17 protein-coding genes are annotated in these 18,053 nt (G+C 57.8%); 9 read left to right on the top strand and 8 right to left on the bottom strand.

The genetic code is table 11. The annotated features are described in order from the left end of the window. Positions 1-65 precede the first annotated feature (65 nt). The 5 genes from ACN0WW_RS02730 to ACN0WW_RS02710 are packed head-to-tail and all read right to left on the bottom strand — an operon-like array spanning position 66 to position 4,069. The gene (locus tag ACN0WW_RS02730; RefSeq protein WP_417609150.1) at positions 66-1,250 is read right to left on the bottom strand and encodes a molybdopterin molybdotransferase MoeA; all 1,185 of its coding nucleotides are present in this window, start codon (positions 1,248-1,250) and stop codon (positions 66-68) included. Then, positions 1,247-1,717 carry a cyclic pyranopterin monophosphate synthase MoaC gene (gene moaC, locus ACN0WW_RS02725; RefSeq protein WP_417609148.1) on the bottom strand — a complete coding sequence of 157 codons (471 nt, stop codon included), beginning with the start codon at positions 1,715-1,717 and terminating at the stop codon, positions 1,247-1,249. Before moaC ends, ACN0WW_RS02730 begins: the two co-directional genes overlap by 4 nt. Further along, positions 1,714-2,505 (bottom strand): indole-3-glycerol phosphate synthase TrpC, encoded by a 792-nt coding sequence (gene trpC / locus ACN0WW_RS02720; protein ID WP_417609146.1) that lies wholly within the window; start codon positions 2,503-2,505, stop codon positions 1,714-1,716. The genes moaC and trpC overlap by 4 nt, the downstream gene beginning before the upstream one ends. Continuing rightward, a complete protein-coding gene (gene trpD, locus ACN0WW_RS02715) occupies positions 2,502-3,488 on the bottom strand; it encodes an anthranilate phosphoribosyltransferase (RefSeq protein ID WP_417609144.1) in 987 nt (328 codons plus the stop codon). Before trpD ends, trpC begins: the two co-directional genes overlap by 4 nt. Next, positions 3,485-4,069, bottom strand: coding sequence for an anthranilate synthase component II (locus ACN0WW_RS02710; RefSeq protein WP_417609142.1), 585 nt, complete (start codon positions 4,067-4,069; stop codon positions 3,485-3,487). The genes trpD and ACN0WW_RS02710 overlap by 4 nt, the downstream gene beginning before the upstream one ends. A 169-nt stretch (positions 4,070-4,238) precedes the next feature. On the opposite strand from ACN0WW_RS02710, the gene ACN0WW_RS02705 reads away from it, so the two are divergent. From ACN0WW_RS02705 to ACN0WW_RS02695, 3 genes are read left to right on the top strand one after another with little or no spacing between them, the layout of a single operon-like run. Continuing rightward, complete coding sequence (locus tag ACN0WW_RS02705; protein WP_417609140.1) at positions 4,239-6,320, top strand: M13 family metallopeptidase; 2,082 nt, start codon at positions 4,239-4,241, stop codon at positions 6,318-6,320. 8 nt (positions 6,321-6,328) lie between these two features. Continuing rightward, positions 6,329-6,631 carry a polyhydroxyalkanoic acid system family protein gene (locus ACN0WW_RS02700; protein WP_417609138.1) on the top strand — a complete coding sequence of 101 codons (303 nt, stop codon included), beginning with the start codon at positions 6,329-6,331 and terminating at the stop codon, positions 6,629-6,631. Positions 6,632-6,675: 44 nt separating this feature from the next. Further along, on the top strand, positions 6,676-7,287 hold the full coding sequence (locus ACN0WW_RS02695) for a hypothetical protein (RefSeq protein ID WP_417609136.1): 612 nt from the start codon (positions 6,676-6,678) through the stop codon (positions 7,285-7,287). Here the strand turns inward: ACN0WW_RS02695 and trpE are convergent. Together trpE and ACN0WW_RS02685 are read right to left on the bottom strand one after the other, a co-directional pair. Next, complete coding sequence (gene trpE, locus ACN0WW_RS02690; RefSeq protein ID WP_417609134.1) at positions 7,281-8,807, bottom strand: anthranilate synthase component I; 1,527 nt, start codon at positions 8,805-8,807, stop codon at positions 7,281-7,283. The genes ACN0WW_RS02695 and trpE overlap by 7 nt on opposite strands. A gap of 5 nt (positions 8,808-8,812) precedes the next feature. Beyond that, positions 8,813-10,756, bottom strand: a complete 1,944-nt coding sequence (locus ACN0WW_RS02685) for a peptidyl-prolyl cis-trans isomerase (protein ID WP_417609132.1) — start codon at positions 10,754-10,756, stop codon at positions 8,813-8,815. Positions 10,757-10,909: 153 nt separating this feature from the next. On the opposite strand from ACN0WW_RS02685, the gene tpiA reads away from it, so the two are divergent. From tpiA to ACN0WW_RS02665, 4 genes are all read left to right on the top strand, one after another. Beyond that, positions 10,910-11,656, top strand: coding sequence for a triose-phosphate isomerase (gene tpiA, locus ACN0WW_RS02680; protein ID WP_417609130.1), 747 nt, complete (start codon positions 10,910-10,912; stop codon positions 11,654-11,656). A 236-nt stretch (positions 11,657-11,892) separates the two neighbouring features. Beyond that, positions 11,893-12,291 carry a preprotein translocase subunit SecG gene (gene secG / locus ACN0WW_RS02675; protein WP_417609128.1) on the top strand — a complete coding sequence of 133 codons (399 nt, stop codon included), beginning with the start codon at positions 11,893-11,895 and terminating at the stop codon, positions 12,289-12,291. A 179-nt stretch (positions 12,292-12,470) separates the two neighbouring features. After that, positions 12,471-14,102 carry a CTP synthase gene (locus ACN0WW_RS02670; protein ID WP_417609126.1) on the top strand — a complete coding sequence of 544 codons (1,632 nt, stop codon included), beginning with the start codon at positions 12,471-12,473 and terminating at the stop codon, positions 14,100-14,102. A gap of 142 nt (positions 14,103-14,244) precedes the next feature. After that, complete coding sequence (locus ACN0WW_RS02665; RefSeq protein WP_417609124.1) at positions 14,245-14,931, top strand: Crp/Fnr family transcriptional regulator; 687 nt, start codon at positions 14,245-14,247, stop codon at positions 14,929-14,931. Positions 14,932-15,094: 163 nt separating this feature from the next. Here ACN0WW_RS02665 and ACN0WW_RS02660 read toward each other — a convergent pair whose 3' ends face one another. Further along, complete coding sequence (locus ACN0WW_RS02660) at positions 15,095-15,574, bottom strand: Hsp20 family protein (RefSeq protein ID WP_417609122.1); 480 nt, start codon at positions 15,572-15,574, stop codon at positions 15,095-15,097. A 507-nt stretch (positions 15,575-16,081) separates the two neighbouring features. Here ACN0WW_RS02660 and ACN0WW_RS02655 point away from each other — a divergent pair. Together ACN0WW_RS02655 and ACN0WW_RS02650 are read left to right on the top strand one after the other, a co-directional pair. Then, complete coding sequence (locus ACN0WW_RS02655) at positions 16,082-17,332, top strand: lipoprotein-releasing ABC transporter permease subunit (protein ID WP_417609120.1); 1,251 nt, start codon at positions 16,082-16,084, stop codon at positions 17,330-17,332. Further along, positions 17,325-18,011: an ABC transporter ATP-binding protein gene (locus ACN0WW_RS02650; RefSeq protein WP_417609118.1), complete on the top strand. Its 687-nt coding sequence runs from the start codon at positions 17,325-17,327 to the stop codon at positions 18,009-18,011. The genes ACN0WW_RS02655 and ACN0WW_RS02650 overlap by 8 nt, the downstream gene beginning before the upstream one ends. Positions 18,012-18,053: the final 42 nt, after the last annotated feature.

Below are 18,053 nucleotides of genomic sequence, written 5' to 3'. Positions count from 1 at the left end.
GCTGCAATGGGCGGCGTGCTCGAAGGTACCCCGGTCAGTCTCAGACTTTTGCGGCGTTCTGGTCGCTATATCGCAATATAGGGGACCATCGCACCAGCATCAGCGGCCTCTGCATGGGGCGGGCGACAGAGCAAGGCGTTTGACGCAGCGAGGACCGAGAGCTTGGCGCTGTCCTGACTGGTGAATGGTGTAATCCCGGCCTGATCGACTTTGGCCCGCAGAAATTGCGCGCGGGCTCCGTTGGCGGGCAGGGCTTCGGTGGTTGGCGCGCTTTTATGGTCCGGCAGATAGCGGGCGGCACCAGCCATGAAGCGGACCAGCGGCAGCAGAAACAGGGTCGCCGAGACGAACGCAGACGCCGGATTACCGGGGAGTGCCAGGATCACCGTTTTGCCGAGTTTTCCGGCCATCACCGGTTTGCCCGGCTTCATCGCGATCTTGTAAAAGTCGATATCCGCGCCGAGCTTGCGAAAGGCCGGGCCGACCAGATCATGATCGCCGACCGAGGCGCCGCCGATGGTGACGATGATATCGCAGTCTTTGGCGCTCTCCAGCGCGGCGCACAGTGTGTCCATATCGTCGGGAATCCGGCTTAGGCTGCGGGTTTCGGCGGTCAGGCCGGCCAGCATGGCTGACAGCATGACATCATTGCTGGCGGGGATCTGGTGGGGCAGGGTGTCTTGGCCGGGAGCGACCAGCTCGTCGCCGGTCGAGACCACTGCGACCCGGGGCACTTTGCCGACCTCGAGTTCGCCATAGCCCGCAATCACCGCTTCGCCGAGCGCTGCCGGGTTGAGCAGACTGCCCGCAGACAAGCCAATGCTGCCCTGCGCAAAGTCACCGCCCTGATGGCGAACATGCCGGCCTTTTTCGGGCGAAGGCTCGGCGGTCAGCCGGATCGTATTGCCATCCGCTTCCACATTTTCCTGCATGACCACCGTATCGGCGCCTTCGGGCAGCAAGGCTCCGGTAAAAATCCGCGCGGTTTCCCCAAGTTTGAGCGCCCGGCAGGGCGGATTGCCAGCCGCGCATTCGCCCATCAGGGTCCAAGGACCATGACGATCTTCAAAGCGGATCGCATAGCCATCCATCGCCGACATATCGGCGGCCGGTTGCTCGCGCTTGGCGATCAGATCGTCAGAGAGATAGCGGCCAAGCGCAGAGTGAACGGAAAGCATTTCAGAGGGCAGGCGGGACGCCAGCGCAATCAGTCGTTGCTGGGCTTGCTCGAGAGGCAGCAGAGCGCTCATTCCGCGACCCAATCTCCCGATTTTCCGCCGCTTTTGGAGAGCAGGCGGATATCGCTGATCACCATATCCTTCTGCATCGCCTTGGACATATCATAAATTGTAAGCAGAGCGACGGAACAGGCTGTTAATGCTTCCATTTCCACGCCCGTCTTGCCGGTCAGCCGGGCCATGGACGAGACCCTGATACCATCGTCCAGAAAGTCGAAATCGACCGCCACCTTGGTCAGCGCCAGCGGGTGGCACAGCGGGATCAGGTCGCTGGTCTTTTTGGCTGCCATGATCCCGGCGATGCGCGCGGTGGCCAGTACATCGCCCTTCTTCATCGCATTGGCCTTGATCGCTTCCAAAACGTCCCGCTGCATTGTGATCCGGCCCTCTGCATGGGCTTCGCGCACCGTATCGGCCTTGCCGCCGACATCGACCATATGGGCTGCGCCATCGCCGTCGATATGGGTCAGTTTGCTCATGCGGTTCCTGTCAGCAGCGCGCGGGTTGCGCTCTCGACATTATCCTGTCGCATGAGGGATTCACCTACCAAAAAGGCGCGGGCACCCGATTGCGAAAGCCGCTGGCAGTCCGCGTGGGTGAAGATGCCGCTTTCCGACACAATGATCCGGTCTGCGGGCACCAGCTTGGACAGGCGTTCGGTCTGCTCAATACTGGTTTCAAAGGTTTTCAGGTTGCGGTTGTTGATTCCAAGCAGGGGCGACTGAAGCCGGATCGCCCGTTCCAGCTCCTCTTCATCGTGCACCTCGATCAGCGCGTCCATGCCAAGCGACAGCGCTTCCGCCTCTATTTCGGCCGCCAGACTATCGTCCAGAGCCGCCATGATGATCAGGATCGCATCGGCACCCAGCGCCCGGGATTCCACAACCTGCCACGGATCGACCATGAAGTCCTTGCGCAGGCAGGGCAGATTGACCGCGGCGCGGGCGGCTACCAGATATTCATCGGCACCCTGAAAATAGGGAGCATCGGTCAGTACCGAAAGACAGGCAGCCCCGCCGGCCTGATAGGCGCGGGCATGGGCAGGGGGATCGAAGCCCTCCCGGATCAGGCCCTTGGACGGGCTGGCCTTCTTGATTTCCGCGATCAGCGCAAAGTCGGTCGCCGATTTGGTCCGGATCGCGGCAGCAAAGCCGCGCGGCACGGATTGCTGGCTGATATCGTCTTGCAGGCTGTTGATCGACCGTTTGGCCTTGCGTTGTCGCACGTGCTCCCACTTGGCCGCGCAGATTTCGTCCAGTTTGTTCATTGGTTGGCAATCCAGCAGTTCAGCATGGCATTGGCAAGACCCTTGTCGAGCGCTTCGCCGGCTTCCTCGACCCCGGATTCCCAGCTGTCGACTTCGCCAGCGACCATCAGCGCAGCCGCGCTGTTGAGCAGCACGGCATCGCGATAGGCGGATTTTTCGCCGCGCAGCAGCGCCTGCAGCGCAGCGGCATTATAGGCGGGATCGCCACCTTTTATTGCTTCCGCCGGGTGGCGGGTCAGGCCGACGTCTTCGGGCGTGATGCGGCTGATGGTGACTGCGCCATCGCTGATTGTGGCGACCATGCTTGGGCCGGAAATGCTGAGCTCGTCTAGCCCTTCCTCGCCGGAGACGATCATCGCCTTGTCATAGCCCAGCTGCGCAGCCGCTTCGGCATAGGTTTCGACGAGATCTGGCGAAGCCACGCCGATCAGCTGGTGCTTGACCCGCGCTGGATTGCACAGCGGACCGAGCAGATTGAAAATTGTGCGGCGGCCGATGGCCTTGCGGATCGGTGCCAACGGCCCGAGCGCCGGATGGTGATTGGGGGCGAAGAAAAAGGCTATGCCGATTTCGTGCAGATTCTGCTCGGCCTTGTTGGCGGCTTTCGCGAGATCGAGGCCTAGCGCCTCCAGTGTATCCGCCGCGCCCGCTTTGCTGGAGGCGGCGCGGTTGCCGTGTTTCGCCATCGGAATATCGCAGGCGGCTACGACCAGGGAAGTCGCGGTGGAAATATTCAGGCTGTGGCTGCCATCGCCGCCAGTGCCGCAGACATCAATCGCATTGGCGGGCGCTTCGACACCGATCATCCGGGCGCGCATCTCGGTGGCGGCAGCAGCGATTTCGATGGCTGTCTCACCTCGGTCGGCCAGGTCGACGAGAAAAGCCGTGATTTCCGCCTCCGAACAGGAGCCGTCGAAAATGGCGGAAAACGCCGCGCGCGCGGCTGCTTCGGAAAGCGGGCTCGCGGGGTCCGGCAGGGTCATGCCGCTTCCTTCGCTTCGATGCCGGCGATCGCCAGAAAATTGGCCAGCAGCTTGTGGCCATGTTCGGTGGCGATGCTCTCCGGATGGAACTGCACGCCGTGGATCGGCAGGCTTTCATGGCGAAAGCCCATTACCGAGCCGTCATCGGCGGTCGCGTTGACTGGCAGGCAGGCGGGAATATCCTCAACGATCAGCGAGTGATAGCGAGTCGCGATATAAGGCGAGGGGAGTCCGGCAAAGACGCCGCTGCTGTCATGGGTTACCGGCGATGTCTTGCCGTGCATCAGGCCGCCACGGACAACCTTGCCGCCGAAATGCTGGCCGATGCTCTGATGGCCGAGACAGACGCCGAGCAATGGTTTGCCGGCATCGGCGCATGCAGCGACCAGATCGAGCGATATGCCCGCTTCATTCGGGGTGCAGGGGCCAGGCGAAATCAGAAAGGCCTGCGCACCGGTACGCAGCGCTTCGGCGGCGGTCAGCGCGTCATTGCGCTCCACCTGCACCTCCGCGCCCAGTTCCATCAGATAATGGACCAGGTTGAAGGTGAAGCTGTCATAATTGTCGATAACCAGAATCATGGGCGGGGTCTAACGGCGCGAAGATAAGCGGCCAAGTGGAATTTCGTCCTTGCCGCAGTTTGGTGCTGGTAATCAGCGAGACACACAGCGCAATTTTTTGGCCAATGGTAATTGAAATTTCCACGCTGAATGCCCACAATATTATCAATCGAAACCAAAGGATTTCCCGATGAAAACCAGCCACATTCTTTTGTCCGCCGCCGCCTCTCTCCTCGCTATCTCGGTCAGCGCGCCGGGTTTGGCACAGGACAAAGCCTCTGAGGCGAAGGCAGAGGAAGCGGTTGCACCGGCAGACAAAGCGGAGATTGGAACTTGGGGAATAGACCTTTCGGCGCGGGACACGGCGGTGGCACCCGGCGCTGATTTCTTTCGCTATGCCAACGGACATTGGCTGGACACGGTAGAAATCCCTGCGGACCGTTCGCGCTATGGTTCGTTCGACATGCTGCGAGAGCGATCCGATGACCAGGTTCACGCGATCCTTGACGATCTGGCGGCACAAGGCGACGAAGGTGACGCGCTGGATCAGAAGGTTGGCGCCTTTTATGGCGCGTGGATGGATCAGGCTGCGCTCGAAAAGCTGGGGACCAAGCCGCTTGAGCCCTATCTCGCGAAGATAGAGGCGGTCGATGACCGGGATGGATTGCTGAAATTGTTCGGCACCGTCGGCTATGCTTCGCCAGTCGGCGTTGGCATTCTACCCGACCCGGCCAACCCGACGCGCTATGTGGTCGCTGCCGGACAAGGTGGTCTGGGCATGCCGAACCGCGATTATTATCTGAAGGAAGGTGCGGAATATGACAAGTTTCGCGCGGCCTATCGGGATTATCTGATCAAAATCCAGGAACTGGCGGGCATCAAGGATGCTGCAGCGAAAGCAGACCGGATCATTGCTCTGGAAACCGCTCTCGCCGAGGTGCAATGGGCGCCCGAGCGGCAGCGCGATATCAAGCAGATATACAATCCGATGAACCGCGAGCAGTTGATGGAACTGGCACCCGAATTCGACTGGACCGTCTGGCTCGAGGAAAGCGGTTTTGGCAAGGTCGATACGATCATCGCCGCCGAGACCACCGCCATTGCGGCCAGCGGCGACCTGCTGGAGAGTGTTCCGGTCAGCACCTGGAAAGACTATCTGACGGCGCATTTCATCAGCGACAATGCGTCCTATCTACCGAAAGCATTTGACGAGGCAAAATTCAATTTCTTCAGCAAGACGCTGCGCGACATTCCGGTCCAGAAAGAGCGCTGGAAACGCGGCGTTGATCTGGTGAACAACAATATCGGCGAGGCCATTGGCCAGAAATATGTCGATCGCCATTATCCCGCTGAAAGCCAGCAGCAGATGACCGAACTGGTCAATAATCTGGTGGCGGCGCTGGGCGAGCGGATCAGCAAGAGTGACTGGATGGATGAAGCCACCCGCGCCGAGGCACAGAAGAAGCTCGACGCCTTTGAACCGCGGATCGGTTATCCGTCGAAGTGGATTGACTATTCTCCCCTGGTTGTGAAGCGGGATGATCTGCTCGGCAATGTGCAGCGGGCGGCGCAATTTGCGTTTGATATCGAATTGGCCCGGCTGCCCCATCCGGTTGATCGCGAGCTGTGGGCGATGAATCCGCAAACCGTGAATGCCTATTATAATCCGCTGCTCAACCAGATCACCTTCCCCGCCGCGATATTGCAGCCGCCCTTTTTCGACCCCAATGCCGATCCGGCTGTCAATTATGGCGCGATCGGTGCCGTCATCGGGCACGAAATCGGCCACGGCTTCGACGATCAGGGCCGCCAGTTTGATGGCTCCGGCAAGCTTCGCGACTGGTGGACCAAGGAATCGGCGGAGAAATTCGAGGCACGGACCAAACAGCTTGGAGAGGCTTATGACAAATTTGAACCGGTTCCCGGCGTTCACGTGAACGGCAAGCTGACGATGGGCGAGAACATCGGCGATCTGGGCGGATTGGAAATGGCCTATTCCGCCTATCGTCGCTATGTGGCGAGCCATGGAGAGCCGCCGGTGCTCAATGGGCTGACCGGCGATCAGCGCTTCTTCCTGGCCTGGGCGCAGGTCTGGCGCGGCAAGTCCCGCGAGAACGCGCTGCGCGAGCAATTGCTCACCGATCCGCACAGCCCGCCGGAATATCGAGTCGATGGCGTGGTCCCGAATATCGACGCCTGGTACGAGGCGTTCAATATCACTCCGGACAGCGCGATGTATATTTCCCCTGATAAGCGCGTGAAAATCTGGTAAGCGGACATATGAACGAGCCAGTCACCGTCAATATCCCGCACAAGCTGGGCGTGGAAGAAGCCAAAAGCCGGATCGGCAGCGGCGTCCATACGCTGAGCGATATCATACCGGGCGCGAGCCTGACCGATCATCGATGGGAAGGGGATCATCTCCATTTCACTCTGGAGGCGGTCGGTCAGCGGATTATCAGCGATATGCATGTGCGCGAAGACGAGGTGTACGCCGTTCTGGAATTGCCGCCGATGCTGGCGATGTTCGCGAACAAGATTAAGGCGAAGCTGCAGAAGGAAGCGCCGAAGATGTTGGAATAGGGTCTCCGTCGTGAAAATTTGCAGCTCATTGCGGGACATGCGAAATGATACCATATCTGACCATCGATCACTTCTCGGCCTTGGCGGATTTAGGGATAGCTTGTGCGGCTGGCTTCGCAGCATGGCAGGGTGTCAAAAGTTTGAAAGTTTGGCGAAGTGAAAGGATCGGAGGGAGGCATATTGAACTCGCTGAAGAGTCTTTGATCCAGTTCTATGAGGTCGAGAATGCGCTAAACGTTATTCGCTCGCCAATGTCATGGAGTTCCGAAACGGATCCGAGGGAGGTGGATGAAGGCGAATCAAGGGCACAGAAGTACGCGAAGGACATAGCCTTCACTACGTTTAAGCGAATGGAACTAAGCCAGGAAACATTTAGCAAATTTTATGCCACAAGTTTGAAAGTAAAGGCCGTTCTGGGTCCAGAGTATCATGAACCATTTACTGTCATTAGAAAGTGCTACGGCGAGGTGCGAGTTTCGGCGCAAATGTTATTTCAAACCCCGTTCGAGGGTTACGAAGATTCAGAATTCAGGCAAAAGCTGGAGCAAGATGTTTGGAACATGGAAAGGACTGATCCTCAATCCATAGAGCAAAGGGTCAAACTGTCAGTAGAGGCAGCTGAGGCTAACTTCACCAAAATCCTAAAGCATCACTGACCAAACCCCACATCGCGCGCCCGCTTCACCGCCTCTTTCGCCGCCGCCAGCAACGCGCCCGCCTTAGCCCGGCATTCGGCTAACTCATAGGCCGGATCGCTATCCGCCACGATGCCGGCACCAGCCTGTACATGCAGCATGCCGTCTTTCACAATCCCGGTCCGCAGCACGATGCAGCTGTCCATGCTGCCATCGGGGGAGAAATAGCCGACGCCGCCGGCATAGGCGCCGCGGGTTTCGGGCTCGAGTTCGGCGATGATTTCGCAGGCGCGGACTTTCGGGGCGCCGCTGACCGTGCCGGCGGGGAAGCCGGCGAACAGGGCGTCGAGCGCGTCTTTTTCCGGGGCGAGCCGGCCGACGACATTGGACACGATATGCATGACGTGGCTGTAGAACTCGACGGTATAGCTGTCGGTGACTTCGACGCTGTGCGCGCTGGCCACGCGGCCGACGTCGTTGCGGCCAAGATCGAGCAGCATCAGATGTTCGGCCCGTTCCTTGGGGTCGGCGAGCAGGCTTTCTTTATTGGCTTTGTCCTCGGCGGCATTGGCACCGCGGGGGCGGGTGCCGGCGATTGGCCGGATGGTGACGTCACCATCGCGCGCGCGGACGAGGATTTCCGGGCTGGAGCCGGTGAGGGCAAAGCCGGGCAGGTCGAGAAAGAACAGGAAGGGCGAGGGGTTGATCCGGCGCAGCGCGCGATAAAGCTCGATCGGGGGCAAGGTGAACGGGGTGGTGAAGCGCTGGGCAAGCACCACCTGAAAGATGTCACCGGCCTCGATATAGTCCTTGGCGCGCAATACCATCTGACTATATTTGTCGGGGTCGAGCTGCGGTTTGAACTGCGGCTCATCCGCGGGGGTTGGTTGATATTGGCCTTCGACAAGTTCAGCACGAACGGGGCTGGAGAGGCCGCGCTGTGCTTCGTCCAGCCGTTCTTCCGCAGCGGCAATCTTGGTGTCGCTGGCGCCATCGGTCTCCGGCCATACCGGTGCTACCAGAAACAGTTCATCGGCCAGACGGTCAAAGATCAAGATTACGGTCGGGCGGACGAACAGCATGTCCGGCAGATCCAGATCGGATTGCGGCGCGCGGGGCAGTTTCTCGACCAGACCAATGGTCTCATAGCCAAAATAGCCGACCAGACAGGCTAGCGCCCTGGGCAGTTCTTCCGGCACCTCCATCTGGCAGGCCTTGACCAGAGCACGCAAGGCGGCGAGGCTGTCACCGCTTTCGTCGATGAAGCGGTTGCGATCGGCGAGCCAGCTGCGATTGATAGCCGCTTTCTCGCCATTGGCCCGGAAGACCAGATCGGGCGCAAGGCCGATCATGCTGTGGCGGCCTCTGGTTTCCCCGCCTTCAACCGATTCGAGCAGATAATCGCCGCGACCGTCTTCCATCAGCTTCAAAGCTGCAGAAACCGGCGTTTCCGTGTCTGCAACTTGCCGTCGCCAGATCAGTGCTGGCTTGCCGTTTGCCAGCGCTGAGCGAGCGGCTTCCGTTCCGAAACTGCCCGCCATGGATATTAGTTTCCGCCGAGCAGCTGATTTTTCAGCGCCGTGAGAGCGTCGTCGTTGCGCTTGACGCCGATATCCGCCTTCATCGCGTCGATGAACTGTGCGGTATATTCGTTGCCCAATACCTGCTTGAACTGACTCTTGGTTGCAGCGAGCAAATCTTCGCGTTTCGATGCATCGCCGCGATTGAGCTTGTCGAGCACGACCACGAACCAGCCCTGATCACGCGGCGCTGCGAGCGATTTGGCGGTGCCTTCAGCCATGCTGAACATCAGGCTGATCGGTGGTGGAACCTGTCCTTGCTGGCTGCGCCGGGCCAGATCGGCACGGGTTGAACGTATCCGTTCGGGGCTCGGCAGCTTGACACCGGCATCGGCAATGGCTTTCGACAGGGACGCGCCGCCACTGACCGCCTTCACAATCTTGTCGGCGACGACCTTGGCTTTTTTCGATCCCTGATCGAGCATATAGTCGCGGGTTACCAGCTTTTCGATTTCAGCCAGAGGTGGCGGCGCGGACTCGGTTATTTCGCTCACATCGACCGCGGCATATTGCTGGCCGGGAATGATTTCGACGATTTGCGGATCCGAATCTTCCTCGACCGCGAATGCAATCGGCAAGATCCGCTGCATTTCGGGGATTGGCTTGTAATTGCGGTCATTGGGGTTTTGACCGTTAGCGAGAAGCGCGGGGGTCGACTCCACTTTCAGCTCTTCGGCCTTGGCAATATCACCCAGCGTCGCTCCGTCGGCGAATTCATCTTCGAGCCGGACGGTCAACTCTGCCATCGCTTCCTCAATTTTGGAGCGCGTCAGTTCATTGACGATCTCGGTGCGGACCTGAGCCAGCGTGCGGGCCGGGATCTGCTTGATGCCTTCGACCTTGACGATGTGCCATCCGAGCGCGCTTTGCGCTGGTCCGGCAATCGCGCCGGAAGCAGCAGAAAATGCAGCGTTGGCGACGGCTTGCGACGCGTTATTGGCAAAGTCGTCCTTGCTGATCGATCCGACTTCGGCAGCCGAGAGGCCCACCGACTGCGCCGCTTCCTCCAGCGACATTCCACCCTTGACCTTGTCGGCCAAGGCTTTTGCCGCGGCTTCGGTCGGTACGATAACCTGTTTCAGATTGCGGGTTTCGCTGGCCGAATAGCGACTCTTGTTCAGATTATAATAGCCGGCGATTTCCTTTTCGGTCGGCTTGATCTTGTCGTTGAAACGGGACTTGTCAAACAGCGCATAGCGGATCGTACGGCGCTCCGGGATCGTGTAGCGGGACGCGTTTTTCGCATAGAAGGCTTCGACGGCGGCCTTGGCCGGTTTGATATTCTCAATGAAAGCGACCGAGGGGACCGTTGCGATCTGGCCGTCCCGCGATTCCAGCAGCAAAGAGGCATAAGGCATCACCAGTTGCTGCGGCACGGCAGCGCCAAAACCAGCGGTAGTCAACAGCTGATCCGCGAGCAGGTTGCGCGTAAAGTCGTCGCGCAACTGGGTTTCGTTTATACCCTGCTGCTGCAAGGCCCGCCGGAAATTTTCTTCGCTAAACTGGCCATCGGCGCCCTGGAAAGCACCAATGTTGGCGATTTCACCATCGACCAGACGCTTGCCCGCGGCCATGCCATATTTGTTCCCGAAATCGGCGATGGCAAAGCTGTTGATCAGCCGCTCCAGGACGTCATCAAACCCGCCGCCGTTGATATAGGTCTTGAGATCGAGTCCGGTATTTTCGCGCTGTTCGCTGCGGAAGGCGTTGTTCACGGACTGGCTGAGTTCTGCAGTGGTCAGCTTGCTGTCGCCCACTGTCGCAGCTGTTCCCGAACCGGTTACCCCACCGAACGTGCCGCTGCTCGACACATCTGCCGTGGCAAAGGCCAAGGCGATCAACCCGATAAAACAAAAGGTCAGGAAAAGCCCCAGTTTCGATGAAAAAATACGGCGGAAAAAACTGATCATGAAAGAGAGGTTCCATTGCGGGAGTTGGATTTGCGCCTGCTTTAGGCGGCTTGGCGATGTGGTTCAAGCAAAAGACTGCGGAAGGAAATTGGCAAGCGAAAGGATATTTGTTAGCGGGCGGACATCACAAATATAAAAAAGATCGAGGGCATCATGGCAAACCGGAAATATATCGTCGGCAACTGGAAAATGAACGGCCTGCGCGCGCAACTGTCGGATATCGCAGACATTGCTGCCATCGCCGCCAATCATGAAGCGGTCGATGTCGGGATTTGTCCGCCAGCAACATTGATTGCCGCTGCTGCACAGGCCAACCCGGGCTTCGCGATCGGGGCTCAGGATTGCCATTTTGCGGAAAGCGGCGCGCACACTGGCTGTCTGTCAGCAGCCATGCTGAAGGAAGCGGGCGCCAGCTATTCGATCATTGGCCATAGCGAGCGCCGGGCCGATCAGCAGGAAGGCGATAGTGAAGTGAAAGCCAAAGGTGAGGCGATTCACGCTGCTGGCATGGGGGCTATCCTGTGTGTTGGCGAGACCGAAGAGGAACGTGACGCCGGGCAGGCGATAGAAATTGTCACGGTACAGCTCGCGCGGTCGTTTCCGGCGGCTGCCAGCGCCGATTGGCTGACCATCGCCTACGAACCGGTATGGGCGATCGGTACCGGCCGTGTTCCCGACGCCAGCGACGTCGCCGAAATGCACGCCGAGATCCGGAAAAAACTTGGCGAGCTGATGGGGCAGGGCAGCGATGCGGTGCGGATCCTCTATGGTGGGTCGATGAATGGCAGCAATGCCGCAGAGTTGCTGGCGGTGCCCAACGTCGACGGCGGGCTGGTCGGCGGTGCAAGCCTGACGGCTGCGAAATTCGGACCGATTATCGAGGCGGCTGCAGCTGCCTGAGGCCCGGTCGATAGTCCGGGCCACAAAACAGTTTTTGCCGATCGGGTAACGGCGTAGCGGAATCGGAGAATGTGCCTGATCTGTCCGGCATTACCATCTTTCAGCGATCCCGGGACTGAATGGCGGCGGAATTTGGCTTTTTGCGATTGGCAGATCACCGCTTGAACTCCGACGGGGCAATCGCTATGTGCGCTGCACGTCGGAGCGCACGCTCGTCTTACTAGTTCGGAAAACTCATGTTTCTTTTTCTCACCGTCGTTCAAGCCATTGTTGCCGCCATGCTGGTCGGCGTCATTTTGATGCAGAAATCCGAGGGTGGTGGACTGGGTGTTGGCGGTTCGCCTTCGGGGATGATGACGGCGCGCGGCGCTGCCGATCTGCTGACGCGAACGACATCGATCCTGGCGGTCCTGTTCGTGACCTTGTCGATTGTGCTGGCGGTTCTCGCCGCCGCCGAAGGGAAAGTTGAGACGATCGACCAAAGCCTGCAACGCGACACTGCGGCTCCGATTTCCGCGCCCGCTGATGATGTACCACTGGTCGGCGACGATCCGCTGGCTGCCGCAGCGGCTGCCGCAGGGGACGATGAGGCGCCTGCAACCCAATCGGACAATTCGGTTCCGCTTGCTCAATAATCCGGTTTAGATTTACTGTTCATGCTGACTCTCGCTGCATAGCGGCGGTCAGTGATCTGCCGTTCATCGGTTGAGCAGCCGTGCGCGGTGAATCGCCCGGACCAAAATAATATTTATTTCACTTTTCCGGATTCGCGGGATTGCCATTTGCGGCAATTACGCCTTAAGCCTTTCCTCCCATGGCGCGATATATTTTCATTACCGGCGGTGTGGTTTCCTCTCTTGGCAAAGGTCTGATGGCGGCAAGCCTCGGTGCGCTTCTGCAGGCTCGCGGATATTCCGTGCGAATCCGGAAACTTGACCCCTATCTCAACGTTGATCCGGGCACGATGTCGCCCTATCAGCATGGCGAAGTCTATGTGACCGATGATGGCGCAGAGACCGACCTCGATCTTGGCCACTATGAGCGGTTTACTGGCGTTCCGTCGCTGCAATCCGATAATGTCACCTCCGGGCGAATCTATCAGTCGATTATCACCAAGGAACGCCGCGGCGATTATCTCGGTGCGACGGTGCAGGTTATTCCGCACGTTACCGACGCAATTCAGGAATTTGCCCAGGACAAGCTGGACGGCATCGATTTCGTTCTGTGCGAAATCGGGGGCACAGTTGGCGATATCGAAAGTCTGCCATTCATTGAGGCCATTCGGCAATTGCGCAACAAGGTAGGCCGGGAAAACTCGCTTTCCGTGCACGTCACTCTGGTGCCCTATATTGCTGCTGCCGGGGAACTGAAGACCAAACCGACCCAGCATAGTGTCAGGGAACTGACCTCGCTGGGCATTCAGCCGGACATATTGCTCTGTCGATGTGAACATCCCTTGCCAGATACCGAGCGCGCGAAAATCGCCCAGTTCTGCAACGTCAGCAAGGAATCGGTAATTCCGGCGCTCGATGCAAGCAATATCTATAATGTACCGCTGCAATATCATGAGGAAGGTCTGGATAGCCAAGTGCTGCGGGCCTTCAACATTACGGATGCGCAGGAGCCGGATCTGTCGCGCTGGTATGATGTGATGGAACGGATTGAGCATCCTGAAGGTGAAGTGATTGTTGGAGTGGTGGGCAAATATGTCGGCTTGCAAGACGCCTATAAGTCGCTGCAGGAAGCGCTTTTTCACGGCGGTTTGGCCAATCGGGTGAAGGTGCAGGTGCGCTGGCTGGATGCCGAGATGTTTGAGGATGAGGAGGATCTCGCGACGAAACTGGAGCCGCTGCACGCGATATTGGTGCCGGGCGGCTTTGGCGAACGTGGCAGCGAAGGCAAGATCGGGTCGGTGAAGTTTGCCCGGGAGAATAATATTCCCTTCTTTGGCATCTGTCTCGGCATGCAAATGGCCTGTGTCGAAGCCGCACGCAATCTCGCGGGAATCGAAACCGCATCGACAACCGAATTTGGTGAAACCACAGAGCCGGTCGTTGGCCTGATCACGGAATGGATGACCGAGGAAGGGCTGCAAAAACGCGAGGCTGGCGGCGACCTGGGTGGTACGATGCGACTCGGTGCTTATGATGCGGTTTTGCAGCCGGGGTCCAAAATCAGCGAAATTTATGGCAGCCGCGAGATCAGCGAACGCCATCGTCACCGCTATGAAGTGAACAAGGGCTATGTCGAACGGCTGGAAAAAACCGGACTGATTTTCTCGGGGATGTCACCGGATGGGGAGTTGCCCGAAACCGTGGAACGGCCCGATCACAGCTGGTTTGTGGGCGTTCAGTTCCACCCGGAACTGAAAAGCAAACCGTTTGACCCGCACCCTCTGTTTGCGTCATTCATTGCTGCCGCCTTGCAGCAAAGTCGGCTTGTCTGAGCCCTAGACCTATCTAAATCGACGGAATTTGGCAGATGTCGAATCTGTGCAATCTATTTTACAGGATGTGACTATTGTCACACGCGTGCCGCAGAAAAGGTGTTTAAAGCAAACCCAAGGACGCGGTGGAGGAACGGGTGCAGTGAAGGCTGAAGAACTGGCAGAGATATTGGCTGAACACAGCCTGTTTGCTGACTGTGATGAAGCGGAGCTGGCGGACCTGATATTGCGCGGGCATTTTGTGCAATATAAAAAGGGGGAAGATTTGATCATGCAAGGCGATCCTGGAAACTCGCTCCTGATATTGTTGTCAGGCAATGCGCGTACCAGCATGATCGCCAGCAATGGTCACGAGATTGTCCTTGATTACGCGGAAGCAGGGCAGGTCCTGGGTGAGATCGCGCTGCTCGATGGCGGCGAACGAACCGCCACTGTAACGGCTATTGAGCCGACCACCGCGCTTTCCATCACTCGCGCCGCCTTTGAAGATATATTGGCGAAGCACAAGAATATGGCGCTGCGGCTATTAAAAGTCATGGCGACACGTATTCGGTCGGCCAACAGCATGATCGAGGGTGATCGCGCCTATACGTCCGGGCCGCGTCTGGCCCGCTATTTGCTGCGGCTTTCGGTAGTCGGTGCAGATGAGGGACGACTGAAACTGGACTTGAGCCAGAGCGAACTCGGTAACTATGCCGGGATGTCGCGTGAACATATCAATCGGCAGCTGTCGGCCTGGTCGGAAAGCCAGATCGTGGCAGTAGAGAGCGGGAAGGTGCGGATACTCGATCACGCCATGCTCTCTCAAATCGCCGAAACAGATTCTTGACGACAATTGGCCTTTTGCGACCCGGGCTAGTTATCGTTGAGAGTGACACCAAGCGGGTGTCAGGGGTGGTCGGATCCTCATCCGGCCACCCCAACTCATTCAGACCATAAAAAAGGCAGCCAGATCACTCTGGCTGCCTCTGGTTAATGGTCAAAAAAGCAGCTTAAGCAGCTTTGTCTTCTTTTTTCTTCCGCTCGTCCGCAATCTTAGTGACATTGTCTACCTTGTTGATCGCGATTGTTTGCGGCCGCATCGCTTCCGGAATTTCCCGGACCAGGTCGATTACCAGCAAGCCATCGGCCAGCGCGGCATTCTCGACGCGGACGAAATCGGCGAGTTCGAAACGCCGTTCAAAGTTGCGGTTGGCGATGCCCATGTGCAGGAACTGCTTTGCTTCATTGTCTTCGGCCTGTTTGTTGCCGGCGACGAGCAGCAGATTCTGCTGAGCGGTAATTTCGATTTCGTCATCCTTGAAGCCGGCGACGGCAAGCGTGATCCGATATTGATCTTCGCCGCTGCGTTCGATGTTGAACGGCGGGTAGTTCTCGGATTGCTGCGCGCGGGCATTGTTTTCAAGAAGATCGAACAGCCGGTCAAAACCAACGGTTGAGCGGCGGTAAGGGGTAAAGTCTAAACGATTCATATCTATATCCTCTGCAATTGAGCAATGTAAATTTGGACCCGCACATGCGGCATCCGGTTCGTTGATGTGAAACCCAAATGGCGTCTCACAGGAACAAGATATGATCGGGATGTGAAATTTCAAGAGCAAGAAAAGCATGAAACTTCAGTAGTTTGAAAAAATTCTTGGCAAAAAAAACGCCCGGATGCCGATAAGCACCCGGGCGAAAAATGGTGACGAACTAATCCGTCCCCTGTTTTCCTGTCCTATTCAACGCCGCTTGTCCCCCAACAATTGGCGGAACCGGACAAGGATCCCTGAACCATGGCCCGTTAACCGAGACGATTGATTCTGGAACTATGTCTGATCTAATGACATATATTTGTCATGATAAATATGCGGCTTCGTCAAGATTAGTCCCGACTTGTGTCATATCGGCAACAGAAGATTAACCACCATGCCACTTGCTTGCCAGAACCAGCGCCCGTAAAGGCAGAGAAACCCGATTGAAGGAAGTTTTCGCAAGTCATGCTGCTATCCCGTTATGAATGGGTCATCGCAAAACGCTATCTGTTACCGGGCAAGGGGGAGGGGTTTATCTTCCTCGTGGCCAGTATCAGTCTGGTTGCCGTTATGCTCGGTGTCGCTGCGCTAATCGTGGTGATGAGCGTCATGAATGGCTTTCGGGCAGAGCTGTTTGATAAGATCGTCGGATTGAATGGCCATGCCGTGATTCAGGGCTATGGCGGGCGGATTCCTGACTGGCGGGATCTGCTGGAAGAAACGCGCGAGACCAAGGGTGTGGTGTCCGCGTCGCCCTTGATCGAGCAGCCGCTGCTGACCACCTTCAATGGGCGTGTCGAGGCAATTTTGGTGCGCGGAATGCTGGTTCCCGACATCCTGAGTAACGAAACACTGGACGGCAAAACCGTGGCCGGCGACCTTGCTCGTCTGGAGCCGGGAGCGGGTCGCGTCGGGATTGGCAGCCGGCTGGCGACTACGCTGGGTGCCCAGGTGGGCAGCCGGATTACCATCATTAATCCCCAGGGGCGCTCCACACCGTTCGGAACCGTACCCCGGGAAATCTCCTATGAGGTGGCCGCGATCTTTGAGGTCGGTGTCTATGATTACGACAAGGCGTTCGTGATCATGCCGATGGAAGACGCGCAAACATTGCTGTTGCTGGGCGACCAGATTGGCATGATCGAAATCAAGACCGATGATGCCGATAACGTCCGTAATATCATCGATCCGCTGATACCAAAAGTTGCGGATCGCGGGATAATCACCGACTGGCAGACGATGAATGCCTCGCTGTTCGAGACGCTGCAGGTCGAACGGGTGGTTATGTTCGTGATTCTTTCGATCATCATCCTGGTGGCTGTTTTCAACATCTTGTCGTCGCTGATCATGCTGGTCCGCGCCAAAACGAGGGATATCGCGATTCTGCGGACAATGGGGGCATCGCGCGCGTCGCTGCTCCGGATATTTGTCACCGTCGGAACTGCGATCGGGACGCTCGGCATTGTTGCAGGGATCATCCTCGGGCTGATCGCCATATATTTCCGCCAGAATGTGATCAATTTTGTCCAGATGATAACCGGGCAGAATCTCTGGGATCCATCGATCCGCTTTCTGACCGAACTGCCGGCCCGCACCGATCCGATGGAAGTGGTCGGGATTGCTGGACTGGCGCTGTTGTTCAGCTTCCTGGCGACTCTCTATCCGGCCTATAAGGCGGCGAGTACCGATCCGGTTCAGGTGCTTCGCTATGAATGATCAGGGCACAACAAAAACCGTCGAGTTGCGCGATGTGAAGCGCAGCTTTGTGCAGGGCGATGTCGTGATCGAGGTGCTTCGCGGCGTCAATCTCGATATCAACGCGAATGAAATCGTCGCGCTTCTCGGGCCGTCCGGTTCAGGGAAATCGACGCTGTTGCAGGCGGTCGGGCTGCTTGAAGGCGGCTTTGACGGATCGATCAAGCTGGCCGGCGAAGAAACCGCGCAATTGTCGGCTAGCGGTCATACGCGGATACGGCGCGACCTGCTCGGCTTCGTTTACCAGTTTCACCATCTGTTGCCGGATTTTTCTGCACTGGAAAATGTCGTCATGCCGCAACTGATTTCGGGCGCGACGCAAAAGGCGGCTGAGGAAAGAGCGGAATCGCTGTTGCGCAGCCTTGGCCTGGGCGAGCGGCTCCATCATAATCCAAGCAAATTGTCCGGCGGCGAGCAACAGCGCGTTGCGGTTGCCCGTGCCTTGGCCAATGCGCCAAAACTGGTGCTTGCCGATGAACCGACTGGCAATCTGGATGAGGCCACGGCCGATCTGGTGCTCGCCGAGTTCATCGGGCTGGTGCGGCAGGAAGGCAGTTCCGCACTCATCGCAACACACAATGAACGTCTGGCCGCAAAGATGGATCGTGTTGTTCGGCTCCATGAAGGCGTATTAACCTAGGTTTTTCAAACCGAAACTAGTTTGGCTTTGACTTTTCTCGTG

This window comes from Parasphingorhabdus sp. (genome assembly GCF_048269865.1).
Lineage (GTDB): Bacteria > Pseudomonadota > Alphaproteobacteria > Sphingomonadales > Sphingomonadaceae > Parasphingorhabdus.
Note: the sequence above shows the minus strand (reverse complement) of the source record. Positions and strands in the feature narration are given on the sequence as shown.